Genomic DNA, 16,847 nt, shown 5'->3' on the forward strand with positions numbered 1-16,847 from the left:
CCGGACGTTGCCTATGGTCCGGCGAGCGCGACCTACCGAGCATTGCTTCGGGCGTTTTTGCCGATCGCCTGTTCGCTGACCTCCCGCGATGCATAACCACACTGCGCGTCAGCAGCATGACATTGCAGGAGAAGAACTGCACCGCCACGGGGCACGAAAAATGCGCCCGTCGTCGCAACGAGTCGCGTTAAACTCATTGTCACAGGTGAACGCCACTGCACGCACCGGGCTCGCGGCCCGCGGGCTTAGGTGCACGGCGGCGTTCGGGCAAGCAGGCGCACGCAACGGTCAATCGCCAAAGCGTGAACATTGCGCGACAGACGGCGCGTCATGCTGCCCGTACAATGGTTCGATCAACAACGGATTAAGGACAACTTCGATGCGCACTACCGGGTCCTCCGGGTCAATGGCCCTGCTCACCGAATACGACGACGCAACCGGGCGCGAACTGCGTTCGCTGCGCCTCGAGTCGACAGAAGACGGCAAAGGCATCCTTCTGATCGAGGTCGATGAGCGCAAGCCCGGCATACATCGGGAAGTACGCTATGAAATCACGCCGGCCGAGCTGATCGCGGCAATCCGCGCGCACGGCGCCGAGTTGCCGGGCGAGCAGCACAATCATCGTCAATAACGTAATCGGGCGGCGCAGCGCATCAGCGTGATCGCCGCGTGCGCAGTAGAAAGCGCGGCACTGCAGGCGCCGCGCACCATTACCGGCATCTTCGCGCGCCACCTCTGTTCAGGCTGCGCGAGATTCAATCGTCTTTCATTTTGTTCTGCTCGTGCTGGTTGACATTTACAGCGCGCGCGGCGCGCGGACCGAAGGCGCGGCGGTAACGCTTCCAACCCCGAATAACCGGGGTTTTTCAAGGGCTTTGCACGCCTTGAAAATGGTCCATAATCGCTCCATTCTCCTTTGCTTCCCTACTGCGCACCGTGCCTGAAAAGGCCGCGGATGTAAGTCGATGCTACATGATCTCGTCGAGCAATACGGACCGGCGCTCATTTTTGCCAACGTGCTGGCGGCCTCTATCGGCCTGCCGGTACCGGCTATGCCGTCGCTCGTGTTGTTTGGCGCAATGGCCGCCATGCATCCCGGCTCCGTCGGCACGCAACTGCTGCCGGTACTCGTGCTGTCCATCTTTGCAACGCTGATCGGCGACAGCGCGTGGTATCTGGCCGGTCGTCTGTACGGCGGCAACACGCTGAAAACCATTTGCCGCCTTTCGCTGTCGCGTGACACGTGCGTGAAGAAAACCGAGCGGTTTTTCGGGCGCTGGGGCGTGCGCGTGCTGGCCGTCGCCAAGTTCGTCCCGGGCCTGTCGATCGTGTCTATTCCAATGGCGGGCGCAATGGGCACCCGTTATCGCACGTTCCTCACCTACGACAGCATCGGTGCCGCGTTATGGTCAGGCACCGGGCTTATCGTCGGCGCGTTGTTCGCGCATCAGATCGACATGGTGTTCGCTGCCGCCGGGCGCCTTGGCCGCACCGCGGGCGTCGTCGCTATTGCGCTGTTGCTGTTGTATGCGGCGTATCGCTGGATTCGGCGTCGTCAGTTGATCAACAAGCTCGCGTCGGCTCGCATTGAAGTCGACGAACTCGCCACGCTGGTCGAGGCGGGCAAGACGCCGGTGCTGTTCGACATCCGTTCGCACGAGAAGCGCAAGCTCGACCCGTTTGTGATTCCGGGCTCGCAATTCGCCGACGAGCGGCAGCTCGATCAGATCGTCGCCACGTATCCGCGCGACCAGAAGCTCGTGATTTATTGTTCGTGTCCCAATGAAATTTCGGCCGCATGGATGGCCAAGCAGTTGAACGAAGCAGGCTTCGACGACGTGCTGCCGTTGCGCGGCGGCATGGAAGCCTGGCGCGACTCCGGCAGGCCCGTCGAGGCCTTGCCCGGCATGCCGCCGCCCGAGGCCGCAGTCGAGCACATCGCGCCGAAAGCGGTTTGACGCCGCGGCGCTTCCGCTTGCGCGCTTTTGCGTGCGCGCCGTTGCGCCTTCGTTCAGTCAATCAATGAACACTGAAGGAGCGGTTCAATGCTTTCCGTTTCAGAACCCGAAACACAATCGGAAGCGGTAGTCGCCGACGCGCCGTTTTCGAATCTGTCCACGCGCATGCATCAGATGTTCCCCGCGCTCACCGAAGCGGAGATTGATCGCGTGCGCCGGTTCGGTGAACCGAGCCACTGGGAAGCGGGCGAACTGCTGTTCGAGACCGGCCACACCGGTCCAGGCATGTTCGTGCTGCTCGAAGGGCGCGTGAAGGTCTATCAACGCGACGGCATCGGCCGTGAAGTGGTGATCGGCGAACACGGGCCGGGGCATTTCCTTGCCGAAGTGGGCCAATTGTCGGGACGCCACGCGCTCGTCAACGGTATGGCGCTCAGCGCGGTGCGAGCGTTGCTCATTCCGCCGGAGAAGCTGCGCGCACTGCTCGTGGCCGAAGCCGAATTGGGCGAGCGCATCATGCGCGCGCTGATTCTGCGGCGCGTGTCGCTGATCGAAAAAGGCGCGGGCGGCCCGATCCTGATCGGCAGCAGCACCGACGCGCGCCTCGTGATGTTGCAAGGCTTTCTGTCGCGCAACGGTCATCCGCATTCCACGATCGACGAATGCGACGAGGACGCGTTGCGTCTCGTCGAGCAATTCGGCGCGCAGCAGGAAGACATGCCGCTCGTCATCTGTCCGGACGGTTCGGTGCTGCGTCATCCGAGCATGCCGGAACTGGCGACCTCGCTCGGCCTGCTGCCAGATCTGGACGCCTCGCTGGTCTATGACGTCGCGATTGTGGGCGCAGGACCGGCCGGACTCGCCACTGCAGTGTATGCGGCGTCCGAAGGACTCTCGGTCATCGTGCTCGATAGCCGCGCGCCGGGCGGCCAGGCCGGCGCAAGCTCGCGAATCGAAAACTATCTCGGCTTTCCGACCGGCATCTCGGGTCAAGCGTTGGCCGGACGCGCGTTCGTGCAGGCGCAGAAATTCGGCGCGCACGTGGCGATTCCCGTCCACGTAAAAGCCCTGCATTGCGGGGAAGCGCCGTACCGGCTCGAGCTGAAGTGCGGCGGTCATATCAGCGCGCGCACGATCGTGATCGCGAGCGGTGCGGTGTACCGACGCCCCGCGCTCGAAGGGCTCGACCGTTTCGACGGACGCGGCGTCTACTACTGGGCGTCGCCTGTCGAGGCGAAGCTGTGCAAGCGCCAGGAAGTCGTGCTGGTGGGCGGCGGCAATTCGGCCGGCCAGGCGATCGTCTATCTGGCGACGCATGCAGCGAAGGTCCACGTGCTGATCCGGCGCAGCGGCTTCGAAGCCACTATGTCGCGCTATCTGATCGACCGCATCCGCTCGCTGCCGAACGTCGTCGTGCATCCGAATTCGGAGATCGGCCGCCTTGTCGCGGACGAAAGCGGGCTTGCGTCGGTCGCTCTGAAAAAGCCCTTGCCCGATGGCACCGACCACATCGACACGCGGCATCTGTTCCTGTTCACCGGGGCGGACCCGAACACCGACTGGCTGCGCACCTGCGGCGTCGAACTCGACGAAAAGGGCTTTGTGCTGACGGGCACCAGCGCGGACGGCGTGTCGGCATGCGATCTCGCAACGACCGTGAAGGGCGTGTACGCGATCGGCGACGCGCGCGCGGGCTCGACCAAGCGCGTGGCGGCGGCGGTGGGCGAAGGCGCGGCGGTGGTCGCGCAGATTCACCAGATACTGGCGGTTTCAGCGGACGAAGGGGTCGCATCCGTGGCTTGAGCTTGAGTTTGAGCTTGCCCCTCTGCGAGGACCGCCGCACGTTCACGGGCGGTCCGTAGCAAAAGCTGCCGGCCAGGCTGCCGGGTAATGCTCTGTTACACACGCCTTCAACTCGTTGCACCTGCTTTTCTTTCTGTCTCGTAAGATCCATGTCAGCCATTCGACAGTGAATGGCCGATCGTTGGAAACAGCAATCGTCTTGCTGGGACACAGGAGAGAAGCATGAACAAACGCGCGATCTTCTTCGCCGCCTTCGGACTTGCCGCCGCCTGCGCATCGACTGCCGCTTCTGCTCGCGTCGACGTGGGCGTGTTCGTCAACACGCCGGGCCCAATCTACGCCGCGCCGCCAGTCATGTACGCCCCGCCGCCGGTCGTCTATGCGCCTCAGCCCGTCTACGGTTACGGCTACCGCGACGACTATTACCGGGGCCACCGCTGGCATCACGATCATGGCCGTCATCGCGGCTGGGACAAGCATCACGGGCGCGGCTGGTAGGCTTTGAGCGCGTGCCGCGGAGGCCTGGCTGCGCTGCGCTCCGGTGTTTGTGGTGTTGACGACGTGGCGCATCCAGGCGCGGCCGTTCATGCACCGGCATAGGCGGTTTCAGGTGGCCCATTTGACGTTTCTCCTGCGACTCGCTTGCCATCGCCAGCGTCCGCCTCGACCACCCGCCGCTTGGTTGGCGGCCACTTCGGGCTCAGTCTCGGCCAGTCCACGACTCATCTGCCGCTTCGTCACTGCACCACCTTTGATGCGCAGCGCGCTCGCATCAACCTCCGCTTTGCATTCACGCTACAGTAGCGCCGCTGATTCAGGACAGGCTCGCGCCTTCTCATCGCAGTCACTCACTGAACAATCTCCGCGTGAAGACTCTTCCGCTTTCCGCCGCCCGCACGCTGCATCTGGCCGCACAAGGTCTGCTGACACCGCCGCGCCGCAAGGCCGTGAAAGCCGACGTGCTCGACGCGATCCGCCGCATGGCGCAATTGCAGATCGACACGATTCACGTTGTCGCGCGCAGCCCATATCTCGTGCTCTTCAGCCGGCTCGGCGCGTATGCGCAGCAATGGCTCGACGAACATCTCGCCGAAGGCAAGCTGTTCGAGTACTGGTCGCATGAAGCGTGCTTCGTGCCGATCGAAGACTACGGCCTGCTGCGTCATCGCATGCTGGACCCGAGCGGCATGGGCTGGAAGTACGCGGCCGACTGGCACAACAAGCATCGCGAAGACATTGAGAAACTACTGGCGCACATTCGCGCCACGGGACCGGTGCGCTCGGCGGATTTCGCTCGCGAGTCGGGCAAGGGCAACGGCTGGTGGGACTGGAAACCGGAGAAGCGCCATCTGGAAGTGCTCTTCGCCATCGGTCAACTCATGGTGGCAGAGCGGCGCAATTTTCAGCGCGTCTACGACGTCACCGAACGCGTCTTGCCGGACTGGAACGACGCACGCGATCTGCCACCGTCGCATGTCGTCACCGATGAACTGCTGCGCCGCACTTGCCGGGCGCTCGGCGTCGCGCGGGCCGACTGGGTGGCGGATTATTACCGTCTGCCGCGCCGCCCGTATCGCGACGAGCTTCATGCGCTCGCGGAGCGCGGCGAATTGATTCCCGTGCAAGTGGTCGGCTGGAAGCAGGACACGTTCGTGCACCGCGACCTCGCGCCCATGCTCGACGACGCCGCGAGCGGCAAACTCGCCTCGACGGTGACGACGGTACTTTCGCCGTTCGATCCTGTGGTGTGGGACCGCAAACGCGCCGCCGCGCTGTTCGACTTCGACTATGCAATCGAGTGTTATACGCCGGCGGCGAAGCGCAAATACGGTTATTTCGTGCTGCCGCTACTGAGCCGCGGGCGGCTGGTAGGCCGCGTCGATGCGAAGGCGCACCGCGCGCAGGGCATTTTCGAATTGAAGTCCGTGCATATGGAAGCGGGCGTGCGTCCGAGCGCCCGGCTCGCTGGCGACCTGCGGCGCGCGTTGCAACGGTGCGCGGATTGGCACGGCACGCCGCAATTGCAAATCACATGGGCGTCGCCGGAATGGCAGGACGCATTGAGCGTTGATGAGTGCGTCGAACAGTAAGCGCGCCGCCGTCCTGCGCAGTCAATGCAGCGCCGACCATGCAAGCGACAGCGAAAACACGCCGAGCAGGATCGACGCGCCGCGCTGGATTTTCGCCGGATCGAGCCAACGCAGCTTGCCGCTGCCCAGCGCCGCGCCGAAAGCGATCCATGCGAGCGCAATCGGCACGAGCAGGCACACGAAGATCAGCATGGCCGAGAGATAAGCGGGCCAATGCGCGAAAGCAGCGGCGGGAAAAATAGTGCTCGCGAACAGCAAGGCTTTGGGATTGAGCAGCGTCGCAATGAACAGCGTGCGCATGCCGCTCGCGCGCGGCGTCGAGTCGGGTAGGGCGACGGCCGCGCGCCACATATCGATGGCCAGCCACGCGATGTACAAACCCGCCGCCACGCGCAGCAACGCGGGCAGCCATGGCAGCGCATGCGCGGCTTGCGCCAGGAACCGTCCCCAGACGGAAATAGAAACCAGGTAGCCGGCGAGTTCAGCGGCGATAAGCGGTAGCGACCGCTGCAGCCCTTGGCGCAAACCTGCCGACGCAAGCAATGTATTAGTCGGACCCGGCGTAATCAGCACGACGATAATGCCGACGGCCAACAACGCGGTAGCGGACGCAGAGAACATGGAAAAGGCGCAATGTTGAGAACAGTGCGCCTTTTTATCACAGACGGCGACTCGGCCAGCACTTGACTTGGCGACGAGGCGCGAGGAGGGATCGCTGTCGTTAAGGGTTAGCCGTAAAGTCAGGCGCAAAACGCTAAACGCCAATTGCTGATGGCAAGCGTCAAGGCCCAACCAACGTTCAGTGTTCCAGCTTCGCGCGCAGCTCCCGCGCAGCTTCTAGCAGCCCTTCATATCCCGAACGCGCGTGTTCGGGCAAGTCAGGATCGCCGACGAACGTGCCGAGCGTTTCGATCAGGCTGTACAGAATCCCCTTTGCAGCACCTGACGCAATGCTGCCGGACGATACCTGCTGATCCACGTGACTGAGCGCTGCGTCGAGGTTTTCCAGATTGGGCCGGTCGCCGGTGGGCGGCGTAGGCGTTACGTCTTGCGTCATGATGAAGCGTCTCCCCGTATGAAGCGGTAAACGAGCGATCCTTTCACGTTGTTATATACCGATCGCGGGTTGCCGTCTATTCGTGATCGGCGCGAACACGACCTGGACTAAGGTGTCCACCGATACATCAGAATTTTTGCGCGCGCGTCGTCTTCTACCAGTACCACGTACTCGCCGTTGTCACGCTTCGCCGCGCTGATGCCGAGATAGACGTCCACCCAACCGCTCGTGTTGCCCACGCTCGCGCCGGGTGTCATATAGCCGACCGGCTGACCTGTGCGCGCGTCGTACACATCGACCTTCGCCGTGTACAACTCGGCCACGAAGACATAGTCGCCGGCTACGGCGACGCCTACGGTGGTCGTCTGCGGATTGCTCTGCGTGTTCCACGGCAGCGCGACCGCGTACTGCTGCGTGGGCGCGCCCGAACTCCAGTTGTCGTAACGCGCGAGCACGGGGCCGGCTTCTTTCCAATGGGTCGCGTCCCACGGAACGGCGCTCGTAAAACCGGACAGGTACATGGTGTCGGATTCCGCGATGTAGATGAGCCGCGCCAGTCGCGTGAAAGGCTGCGGCATCGCAAACATTCTGGAACTCGCGTAGGTGTAGATCGGATTGCCCGCTTGGTCCAGCCCCTGCAAAGGCATTTCGCGGACGCCGCTCAGCGGTGTGGCAAGCCAGACGTTGCCCGGCGCGTCCACCCACCAGAAGCCGTTGCCCACGGTGCTGCCGGTCGACGGATTGCTGCTGATTTCGCTGGCATCCACAACGCCATTACCGTTGACATCGCGCCACAGCCATTCGCCATAGCCCGGCTGCCCCGAAGGCCACGTGCCCGGCAGCGGATTTTGCGCGAGCAGCCCCGACGGAATTGCCGTCTCGCCATGTGTAGCGTCGAAACGGTAGACGTTCAGATAATGCGCGCCCGGATCGAGCGTATACAGAAACGGCCGGCCGTCGATTCTTCGCACCATCGGCTCGCCGCGCACGCCGCGCGGCTGATGGAACGTGGGATCGTCGGGATAATCGAAGCGATTCAGCGTGAACCCCGCATACGACCATTCGCGGCCCACAGGCTGGTTGTAGTCGAGCGTGAAGCGCTTCGAACCGGTGTACACCGAAGACGGCGTGGCTGGATCGAATGCGGCGCTGTCCACGAACGTCAGCCCATACAGCCGCCAGTTCAACGCATGCGAGCTGAACACATAGCTTTCCAGCACCGCACCTTGACCGACCGATGCAGAGCCAACCGGCCGCGGCCCTTCACCGTTTTGCGCGACATATAGATTGCCCGCCGGGTCGAGCGCGATTCCCGTCATGCCGTTAAAGCGCCAGTTGCCCGGCACGCCCTTGACCGCATGAAAAATACCGTTGCGCGTGCCGAGCGGTGAGGCCGCTCGCGGTTGACCATTGGCGTCCTTGTTGAAGACGAGAATCTGCTGCGACGGCCCGTTGTCCGCGACGAGAATTTGTCCAGCCGACGTAACGGCGATGTCGGTCGGAACTGCGCCGGCGGGCAACGGCAAGACGCCGGCGAGCGCGGTCCCATCTGCGCTGAAGTGCAAAATAGTTAGGTTTCCGGACGATACGCCGCTTATCACCCAGAGCGTCGAATCGGTGTCGATCGCGATACGTCCTGGTGAGCTGACGCTCCACGAGCGCAATGGCTGCATCGTATTGGCGTTCAGAACAACGATGCGGTTCGCGTAGGTGTCCGAGAGGTACAGTTCGCTGTCGGTGGCGGCAAGTCCGCGGATGGCCGCGTCGGTACCGGTCGTTACTGTATCGACAGGCAGGAAGCTGTTTTTCGTTGCGTTCGCGCTATTGCCCACGCCCGCACTAAACGGCACGCCGGCCGAGAGATTCGCCAACGTGCGGCGCGTGATGCCAAACCACGTCTGTCCGGCCGGCGGATAGTCCGCGCCGACCAGCTTGTTGTTCTCGTTACCGATCGACATTGCCGCATACAGATACGTGTGGTTGACCGCGACGGCATCGCCGCCCGCAGCGCCCCAACCGTGCGTGAAACCGGCGACGGCGATCTTGTCGCCCCCGCGATACGCGGCTATTTCACTGCCGCTCTCGTCCCACGGCGCGTTCGTGAAAACGGTACCGTCGGCGCTCGCCGCAATTGCCTGGATATCCTGCTGCATCCACTTGCCGTCGCCGAAACCGAAGCTATTGCCGATCCACGAGGTGGTGTAGGTGAGCTGCGACTGCGCATAGCCAGTAAGCGGAAGAAGACAGTGGCAAAAAATGATTGCCGCGCCGAGGCGCGAAAGGAGTTTCACAACAATGTTCCCTTGCAAGTGACGCTTTCATCCTCGCATAGAAAACATGTGAAATTAATTGATAAAAAATTGACCGTAAATATTTGAGAAAAACAAATATACCGCATGCATAGGAGTGCGTGCCGTGCCGATTCTTCTGCGGTCTCGCGGAGTTATGTGACAGAAGCGGCCAATCTCATCACGATGCGTCAATAGGTCGCCAATATCGTTTTCTTCAAATGCTATTTGTGAATCCATCCCAGCAAAGGCGCACTTTGTGCGCATAAACTCCGCGTTTATCAGGCGTGGCTGCGTCGCCCGAAAATGCGCCGGGTCATATCGAACGCAACCAGATTGCCGGCCACTACCAGCAGCAATCCAACCACTGCCAATGCCGACCATTGATAGCCTTCGAATACCGTCGACACAGCCAGCGCCACGATCGGAAACAACACGGTCGAATAGGCGGCGCGCTCGGGCCCGATGCGCCCGACCAGCATCAGGTATGCGGTAAAGCCGATCACCGAGCCAAACACCGCGAGATACGCCAGTGCGCCGAGATAGCGTGTGGACGATTCAATAGCGAACGGGAAGCCGGCGAGCGCGCTTCCTACGGTCAACACGCTCGCGCCGATCAACATCGCCCAGCTATTGGTCGCGAACGGATGCAATCCCATCGACTGCATGCGGCTCGACAACAGATTGCCAGCCGAAAAGCACAATGTGCCGAGAAACGCGATGCCAAGCCCGAGCCATGCGGCGTGGTCGCCGAGATGTCCGCTCATCTGCTGAACGAAGAGACACACAATACCGACGAGACCGAGCATCGCGCCCGCAATCGCCGATGGCTGCAGCGGACGCCCCATGAAAAGCCGTCCGTTGATCGAATTAAGAAGCGGCGCCGTGGAGAACACCACTGCCACGAGGCCGCTCGGCACCACCTGTTCGGCGTAGTAGAAGCACAGAAAGTTGACGCAAAACAGCGCGAGCCCTTGCGCGAACAAAAATCTCCACGCGGCGCGCGGCGGCCACATCGGCCGGCGCATGATGCGCAACAGCGCGAACAGCACCAATGCGGCAATCCAGAAACGCCAGGCGATGGAAACTGGCGGCGGCACTTCGCCCAACTGCCATTTGATCGCGATCCAGGTGGTGCCCCAGATCAGAACGGTAACAGCATAAAGCGACAGATTCATGGTCAAGCCTGCACAGCGGATACGGGAGTGCGACTATGCGGCAACGCAGGCGCCAGGACTTGTCCAGGATTGCGCATTTTCGGCGGCAAACCGCGAGCGCATAGGTGCCGCGGCGCGGTCAGCCGTATACTTACGCTCATATCCCGCAAGAACGACACCAGTACCGTGAAGCCGAGCCCGCCCGTCGCTGTGAATGACGCCACTGAAACGCCGTTTGGCATTCAGTCGGTGTGTCACACGCTCGGCAGCTCGAACGCGAACCTGGACCGGTTTGCGTGGCTCGGCGACGGTCTGGCGATTGCCGTGTGGACGCGCGACACAGAAGTCGCCGAGACCGTCTACGATCGGCCGGGCCACCACACCCTCTCGTGCTACCTGGATGGCGGTTATCGCACCGAGCGGCAGAAAATGCCAGGGCGTTACGGCGCGCCGTCGCGGCTATGCGCATTACCCGGCGATCATGAATCGCGCTGGTGGGTGCGCGGCCATATGCATTTCATGCACCTCTATTTCCTGCCTGAGCACTTCACGCAACGCGCTGTGCAGGAACTGGACCGCGAGCCGCGCGAGTTGACGCTTGCCGATCGGACGTATTTCGAAGACGCGCGCATTGCCAGTCTGTGTCAGTCGCTCGCGAACGAACATTGGGACGACCCGGACGGTCTGCTGCGCACCAACGAAACCGCGCATGAAGTGCTGAGCCTGCTGTTGCGCTCGCAAGGCGTGCGCCGCACCGGCCTGGCGCTGAAGGGCGGTTTGTCGGTCGCGACCAGACGGCGACTGCGCGATTACATCGAGAGCCATCTCGCAGAGCCGCTCACCATCGGTGAACTTGCAGGCGTGGCGGCGCTGTCGGAGTTTCACCTTGCGCGGATGTTCCGCACGTCGTTTGGATTGCCGCCCGCTGCGTGGATCGCGCAGCAACGGCTCGAACGCGCGCGCATGCTGTTGCGCACCACGTCATTGCCGCTTCTGCGGATTGCCGAGCTATGCGGCTATGCAAACGCGAGTCACTTTAGCCACCGTTTCCGCGAAGGCGTGGGCGTGTCGCCTACCGCGTACCGGCAGGCTCTCCCGGCTTAAGCGCATCATTGCAGCGCCATTGCAAGTACACGGGCCACATGAATGGCCTCCACACCCGCGCCATCGTGAATCTGATGACGGCAACTCGTACCGTCCGCGACCATCACGGTATTGCTGTCGATCTTGCGCACCGCCGGCAATAGCGACAACTCGGCCATGGCCTGCGACGTCGCATAGTGCTCCGCTTCGTAGCCGAAGCTGCCGGCCATTCCGCAGCACGACGATTCCACCGTCGATACCTTCAGCTCAGGAATCCATTTCAGAACGGTTTGCACGGGCGTAAAGGCGTCGAACGCCTTCTGATGACAATGGCCATGCACCAGCGCCTGCGGCGTATCCAACGGCTTCAACGCAAGCTTCAAGCGACCCGCTTTTTCCTCGCGCACCAGGAATTCTTCGAAGAGGAACGCCTGTTTGGCGAGCCGCTGTGCTTCGTCGCCGAAGCCGTAGTGCAAAAACTCGTCACGCAGCGACAGCAGGCACGACGGCTCCAGACCGACAACGGGCACGCCGCGCTCCACGAAAGGCTTGAACAGATCGAGCATTCGCCTCGCTTCGTGCTTCGCTTCGTCAACCAGGCCCGCCGCGAGAAACGTGCGGCCGCAGCAAACCGGGCGCTCGCCTTCGCGCATGTTGAAGTGCACGGTGTAGCCCGCCGCCTCCAGTACCTTCTGCGCCGCCCTGGCGTTCTCGGGCTCCATGCTGTTATTGAAGGTGTCGACGAATAACAGCACTTCCTTCAGCGTCGCGCCATGCGCGTTCACAGTGGGCCTCGCGCTCGACAGAAACGACTTCCTGAAACGCGGCAAGCTCCGTTCGCTCGCGAAACCGACCGCGCGCTTGAACAAGGCCGACACGAGCGGCACATTGTCGGCAACTGCGATCAAGCCCGGCATGCGGCTCGCGACGGCAGCGTAGCGCGGCATGAAGGCGACGAGCTTGTCGCGCAGCGTCAAGCCATGTCGCTTGACGCGCGCGGCGCGCGCTTCGATCTTGAACTTCGCCATATCGACGCCCGTCGGGCAGTCGCGCTTGCAGCCCTTGCATGACACGCAGAGATCGAGCGTGTCCTTTACTTCGTCGCTCGCAAGGCCGGCCTCGCCTAGCTGACCGGAGATTGCAAGACGCAAGGTGTTCGCACGCCCGCGCGTGACATGCTGTTCGTCTTTCGTCACGCGGTAGCTCGGGCACATCGTGCCTGCATCGAATTTTCGGCAGTGACCGTTGTTATTGCACATCTCGACGGCCTTCGCGAGACCGCCTGCGAGGTCGTTGCCGCTGCCCGGCACGGTCTCGCGGCCAGTCAGCGGATCGCGCTCGACGTTCCATGCGGACCAGTCGAGCGCTGGTTCAATGGGCCGTTCCTGATAGCCGGGCGCGAAACGGAAATTGCGCGCGTCGTCCATTTTCGGCGGACGCACCATCTTGTCGGGATTGAAGCGGTTGTCCGGATCGAACAGCGCCTTGATCTCACTGAACGCCTGATTGAGTTTGGGACCGTATTGCCACGCCACCCATTCGCCGCGGCACAAACCGTCGCCGTGCTCTCCGGAATAAGCTCCCTTGTATTCGCGCACTAATGCAGCGGCTTCCTCGGCAATCGCGCGCATTTTCACCGCGCCATCGCGGCGCATGTCGAGAATCGGCCGCACGTGCAGCGTGCCGACGCTCGCATGGGCATACCATGTGCCCTCGGTGCCGTGCCGATGAAACACCTCCGTCAACTGGCTCGTGTACTCGGCGAGATGTTCGAGCGGCACCGCGCAGTCTTCGATGAAAGACACAGGCTTGCCGTCGCCTTTCATGCTCATCATGATGTTGAGGCCGGCCTTGCGCACTTCCCACAGCGCCTTTTGCGCATTCGCGTCCGGCATTTCCACAACCGAGCCAGGCAAGCCGAGATCGGCCATCAATTCGGAGAGTTGCCTGAGCGACTCGAGTTGCGCGTCGCGAGACTCGCCCGCGAATTCCACGAGCAGCACCGCTTGCGGCTCGCCGACCAGCGCCTTTTCGACAACCGGGCGAAACGCAGGGTTGCTCATGGCCAGATCGATCATGGTGCGGTCGACCAGTTCCACCGCGACCGGCTTCAGCTTGACGATGTGCTGAGTCAGATCCATCGACTGCCAGAACGTCGGAAAGTTGACCACGCCCAGCGCTTTATGCGCGGGCAACGGCGCGAGCTTCAGCGTCAATTGACGGCTGAATGCGAGCGTGCCTTCCGAGCCGACCAGCAGATGCGCGAGGTTGGCCACGCCGTCGTCGGTATAAGCGCGCGGATTCTGACAGTCGAACAGGTCGATGTTGTAGCCGGCCACGCGGCGCAACACTTTCGGCACGCGCGCCACGATTTCGTCGCGCTCGCGTTGCGCGATCTGCTTGACGCCTTCGAATATCTGCTGCAAACGCGCGCCTTGCGGCGCATCGCGCAACGAAGCGAAACGCGCTTCGGTGCCGTCGGCGAGAATCGCGTCGATGGCTTCGACGTTGTGCACCATGTTGCCGTATTCAATGGAGCGCGAACCGCACGAATTGTTGCCCGCCATGCCGCCGATCGTGCATTGCGCCGCTGTCGACACATCCACCGGAAACCAGAGACCGTGCGGCTTGAGCCACGCATTCAGATGATCGAGCACGACGCCCGGCTCGACCGTCACCGTGCGCGCCTCCAGATCGAAATCGACGATATTGTTCAGCCATTTACTCGTGTCGATCACGAGCGCTTCACCGACCGTTTGTCCGCATTGACTCGTGCCCGCGCCGCGCGCGAGCAGCGGCACTTTCTCGCTGCGCGCAATGTCGAGTGCGATGCGCAGATCGTCCTGATCGCGCGGCACGACAACGCCGACGGGCATGATCTGATAGATCGACGCATCGGTCGCATAACGTCCCCGGCTTGCTGCATCGAACAGCACGTCACCACGCAACGATTTACGCAGATGTTGCGCGAGCGGCGTCATCAGACGCGCCGTGGACGGCACGAGATGAATCGGCTTGACCAGCAAAGCGGAAGTGGGATTCGTCATAACGTCGGTGTTGTTGCAATACGCAGAAATCGCGGCGCAGCGCGGCAAACCGCGCGAGCGCCCGAACGGTCAATACAACGTGACGCTTACCGATGGCAGTCCTTCGATGCGTCCGTGTGCCGTGCCCGCGCTTCGCGGGAAGAACATGCCGGTGTACGAACCGGTTGTCACGACCATTTCCGGCGTCACGGTGACGCCACGCGACGTCGCGTGATTGACGAGCCACGTGAGCAGTCGGCGCGGATCGCCGGCGGGATTGGCGGGCGTCAATTCCACGACATCGCGTCCGTTGAAATCGAAGCGCAGCGCGGGCGAGACAAACGGGAAGTTCTCGTCGTACGGCATGAATTCGCCGACGACGAGCGCGCCGTGGTTCTGCAAGTCCGCGAGTTGCGCGAGCTTGTCGACGTCCGGCCACGCGGCGAACCGGCTCGCGACGATTTCGATCGTCGCGCCGAATGATCCGATTGCGGCATGCACGTCGGCCTCGCTATAAGGCGTTGTGCTGGGCTCGAAACTGCGACCGAAGCGAAACGCGATCTCCAGTTCCAGGCCCAATGGCGCGACGGCCGCGCGTGGCACAGTGGCGCCGTCGGGATACCGGTCGACGTCCGGCAACGGCGCGCCCTGGATCGGCCCGCTGTCCGACTTGGCGCCGATCTTCCAGCCGCCGATGCGCGCGCCGGCGATCGCCAGGATCTCATGCTGGACCGCATACGCCGCATTGGCGTCGGTCGGCGCGAGATTGGGCGGAAGGTTGTCGAGCGTCGCATGATCGCGGCGCGCATCGGCGAGCAAGCGGCTCAGAGGTAACGTGGTCAGCTTCATGGCGTCGGCGCGAGAGGACTTAAGCATCGCTTACACGCCCATGCGGGGCGAGACCTGCCCCTTGTCCGCGGGATCGTCTGCAAACTTGCTCTCCGGCTGCATGCGGAACGCGAGCACGACACCAATCGCCATCAACAGCATACTGCCGACGAACGGCAACTCCCAGCTGCCGAAGTAGTCGATCAGGAAGCCGCCCATCACGGGCGAGATGATCGCCGCGAGCGCCGAGCCCGTGTTCATCATGCCGCTCGCCGTGCCCGAGGCTTCCGGCGCGATGTCCATCGGAATGGCCCACATCGGTCCAATCGTCATTTCGGCGAAGAAGAAGCCCGACGCGAGACACGCCATCGACAGATACACGTTGTGCGTGAACATAATCGGAATCAGCGACAGCAGGCAGAACATCATGCACACCGACACCATCCAGCTGCGTGCGCGCTTCAGGCTCCCGGTCCGCGTATAGATGAAGTCGGTCACGACGCCGCCAAGCGTATCGCCCACTACGCCGGCGAGGAACACGACCGATGCGAAGATCGCCGACTTCTTCAGTTCCAGGTGATAGCTGTGCAGGAAGTATTGCGGAATCCAGCTCAGGAACAGCCACAGTGTCCAGCCATAGCAGAAGTACACGATCGTAACGGGCGCCATGCGGCGAAACAGCTTGCCCCAAGGCACGCCCGCCGACTTTGCTTTGGGCGCGGGCAATACTTCGAGCTCTTCAGTCGTGATACGCGGGTGGTCTTTCGGATGCTCGGTGAACGTCATTGCCCACACGACAACCCACAACAGGCTGAAGGCGCCGCAGATATAGAACGATTCGCGCCATCCCCAATTCGCCATGACGAGCACGATGAGACCAGGCGCAACCGCATTGCCGATGCGCGACGCGGCGTGCGTGATGCCCTGCGCAAAACCGCGTTTCTCTTTCGCGACCCAGCGCGCCATTGCGGATGTCGCGGCGGGAAACGTCGCGCCTTCACCGAAACCGAGCAGCACGCGCGCGGCCAGCAGTGAGATCAGCCCGCCGGCGAAACCGGTCAGCAACGTGGCGATGCCCCAGATCGCGCCGCACGCCAGCAGCGTGCGTCTTGCGCCAAAACGATCGCTCACCCAGCCGCCGATAATCTGAAACAGCAGATACGGATACGCGAAAGCGGAGAACACCAACCCGACTTCCGTATGCGAAAGATGGAATTCCTTGCCGAACCCCGCGGCCGCTGTACTGACGTTGACGCGGTCCAGGTAGGTGATGAAGTACATGATGCAGAGCATCACTAGAACGATACTGGTCGCACTGGTCAAACGAAACCGCTTCATCGTCTCTCTCCATTTGCATGTGTCGACGGCGCGCCTCATATGACACGCCCGGTCGTCGCCCGGCGGTAGGCGCCGCCGGAACATCGCATTGTTCAGGGCCGCGTTCTGCGCGCGGCTTCGTGATGGAACTGACTTCGTTGATGCCTGCTTTCGTTGCGGCCTGCTTTTTTCGATGCGTTGCTGCGGCTTGTTGAGCGGGTCCGGTGTTGCGACGTGGCC

General features: G+C 62.4%; 13 protein-coding genes. 6 read left to right on the forward strand and 7 right to left on the reverse strand.

Translation table 11 applies throughout. The features are described from left to right. Window positions 1–379 precede the first annotated feature (379 nt). From ACTJLB_RS14275 to ACTJLB_RS14295, 5 genes are all read left to right on the forward strand, one after another. Window positions 380–631, forward strand: coding sequence for a hypothetical protein (locus ACTJLB_RS14275; RefSeq protein WP_027804733.1), 252 nt, complete (start codon window positions 380–382; stop codon window positions 629–631). A gap of 334 nt (window positions 632–965) precedes the next feature. Beyond that, the gene (locus ACTJLB_RS14280) at window positions 966–1,958 is read left to right on the forward strand and encodes a DedA family protein/thiosulfate sulfurtransferase GlpE (protein ID WP_020068603.1); all 993 of its coding nucleotides are present in this window, start codon (window positions 966–968) and stop codon (window positions 1,956–1,958) included. A gap of 87 nt (window positions 1,959–2,045) precedes the next feature. Then, window positions 2,046–3,761, forward strand: coding sequence for an FAD-dependent oxidoreductase (locus tag ACTJLB_RS14285; RefSeq protein ID WP_440783643.1), 1,716 nt, complete (start codon window positions 2,046–2,048; stop codon window positions 3,759–3,761). A 222-nt stretch (window positions 3,762–3,983) separates the two neighbouring features. Next, window positions 3,984–4,259, forward strand: coding sequence for a hypothetical protein (locus ACTJLB_RS14290; RefSeq protein WP_020068605.1), 276 nt, complete (start codon window positions 3,984–3,986; stop codon window positions 4,257–4,259). A gap of 368 nt (window positions 4,260–4,627) precedes the next feature. Continuing rightward, on the forward strand, window positions 4,628–5,851 hold the full coding sequence (locus tag ACTJLB_RS14295) for a winged helix-turn-helix domain-containing protein (protein ID WP_408426124.1): 1,224 nt from the start codon (window positions 4,628–4,630) through the stop codon (window positions 5,849–5,851). A gap of 21 nt (window positions 5,852–5,872) precedes the next feature. On the opposite strand, the gene ACTJLB_RS14300 is transcribed toward ACTJLB_RS14295, so the two are convergent. From ACTJLB_RS14300 to ACTJLB_RS14315, 4 genes are all read right to left on the reverse strand, one after another. Further along, window positions 5,873–6,472, reverse strand: coding sequence for a LysE family translocator (locus ACTJLB_RS14300; protein WP_440783644.1), 600 nt, complete (start codon window positions 6,470–6,472; stop codon window positions 5,873–5,875). 178 nt (window positions 6,473–6,650) lie between these two features. Beyond that, window positions 6,651–6,908, reverse strand: a complete 258-nt coding sequence (locus tag ACTJLB_RS14305) for a hypothetical protein (RefSeq protein WP_020068608.1) — start codon at window positions 6,906–6,908, stop codon at window positions 6,651–6,653. 107 nt (window positions 6,909–7,015) lie between these two features. Continuing rightward, window positions 7,016–9,199, reverse strand: coding sequence for a hypothetical protein (locus ACTJLB_RS14310; protein ID WP_440783645.1), 2,184 nt, complete (start codon window positions 9,197–9,199; stop codon window positions 7,016–7,018). A 278-nt stretch (window positions 9,200–9,477) separates the two neighbouring features. Then, window positions 9,478–10,374: a DMT family transporter gene (locus ACTJLB_RS14315; RefSeq protein WP_020068610.1), complete on the reverse strand. Its 897-nt coding sequence runs from the start codon at window positions 10,372–10,374 to the stop codon at window positions 9,478–9,480. Between the two features lie 165 nt (window positions 10,375–10,539). On the opposite strand from ACTJLB_RS14315, the gene ACTJLB_RS14320 reads away from it, so the two are divergent. Beyond that, window positions 10,540–11,457 carry a helix-turn-helix domain-containing protein gene (locus ACTJLB_RS14320; RefSeq protein WP_440783646.1) on the forward strand — a complete coding sequence of 306 codons (918 nt, stop codon included), beginning with the start codon at window positions 10,540–10,542 and terminating at the stop codon, window positions 11,455–11,457. Window positions 11,458–11,462: 5 nt separating this feature from the next. On the opposite strand, the gene ACTJLB_RS14325 is transcribed toward ACTJLB_RS14320, so the two are convergent. From ACTJLB_RS14325 to ACTJLB_RS14335, 3 genes are all read right to left on the reverse strand, one after another. Then, window positions 11,463–14,483: an FAD-binding and (Fe-S)-binding domain-containing protein gene (locus tag ACTJLB_RS14325; RefSeq protein ID WP_440783647.1), complete on the reverse strand. Its 3,021-nt coding sequence runs from the start codon at window positions 14,481–14,483 to the stop codon at window positions 11,463–11,465. 69 nt (window positions 14,484–14,552) lie between these two features. Beyond that, window positions 14,553–15,338 carry a 2-keto-4-pentenoate hydratase gene (locus ACTJLB_RS14330; protein ID WP_440783648.1) on the reverse strand — a complete coding sequence of 262 codons (786 nt, stop codon included), beginning with the start codon at window positions 15,336–15,338 and terminating at the stop codon, window positions 14,553–14,555. A gap of 3 nt (window positions 15,339–15,341) precedes the next feature. Then, window positions 15,342–16,628, reverse strand: a complete 1,287-nt coding sequence (locus ACTJLB_RS14335; protein ID WP_440783649.1) for an MFS transporter — start codon at window positions 16,626–16,628, stop codon at window positions 15,342–15,344. Window positions 16,629–16,847 lie beyond the last annotated feature (219 nt).

Source organism: Paraburkholderia sp. 22098 (assembly GCF_052045935.1).
Taxonomy (GTDB): domain Bacteria; phylum Pseudomonadota; class Gammaproteobacteria; order Burkholderiales; family Burkholderiaceae; genus Paraburkholderia; species Paraburkholderia caledonica.

Excerpts from the sequence above, each read along its gene's own strand:
- ACTJLB_RS14280 (WP_020068603.1), top strand. The coding sequence starts at position 966 with ATGCTACATGATCTCGTCGAGCAATACGGACCGGCGCTCATTTTTGCC.
- ACTJLB_RS14275 (WP_027804733.1), top strand. The coding sequence starts at position 380 with ATGCGCACTACCGGGTCCTCCGGGTCAATGGCCCTGCTCACCGAATAC.
- ACTJLB_RS14290 (WP_020068605.1), top strand. The coding sequence starts at position 3,984 with ATGAACAAACGCGCGATCTTCTTCGCCGCCTTCGGACTTGCCGCCGCC.
- ACTJLB_RS14335 (WP_440783649.1), bottom strand. The coding sequence starts at position 16,628 with ATGAAGCGGTTTCGTTTGACCAGTGCGACCAGTATCGTTCTAGTGATG.
- ACTJLB_RS14330 (WP_440783648.1), bottom strand. The coding sequence starts at position 15,338 with ATGCTTAAGTCCTCTCGCGCCGACGCCATGAAGCTGACCACGTTACCT.
- ACTJLB_RS14325 (WP_440783647.1), bottom strand. The coding sequence starts at position 14,483 with ATGACGAATCCCACTTCCGCTTTGCTGGTCAAGCCGATTCATCTCGTG.
- ACTJLB_RS14300 (WP_440783644.1), bottom strand. The coding sequence starts at position 6,472 with ATGTTCTCTGCGTCCGCTACCGCGTTGTTGGCCGTCGGCATTATCGTC.
- ACTJLB_RS14305 (WP_020068608.1), bottom strand. The coding sequence starts at position 6,908 with ATGACGCAAGACGTAACGCCTACGCCGCCCACCGGCGACCGGCCCAAT.
- ACTJLB_RS14285 (WP_440783643.1), top strand. The coding sequence starts at position 2,046 with ATGCTTTCCGTTTCAGAACCCGAAACACAATCGGAAGCGGTAGTCGCC.
- ACTJLB_RS14315 (WP_020068610.1), bottom strand. The coding sequence starts at position 10,374 with ATGAATCTGTCGCTTTATGCTGTTACCGTTCTGATCTGGGGCACCACC.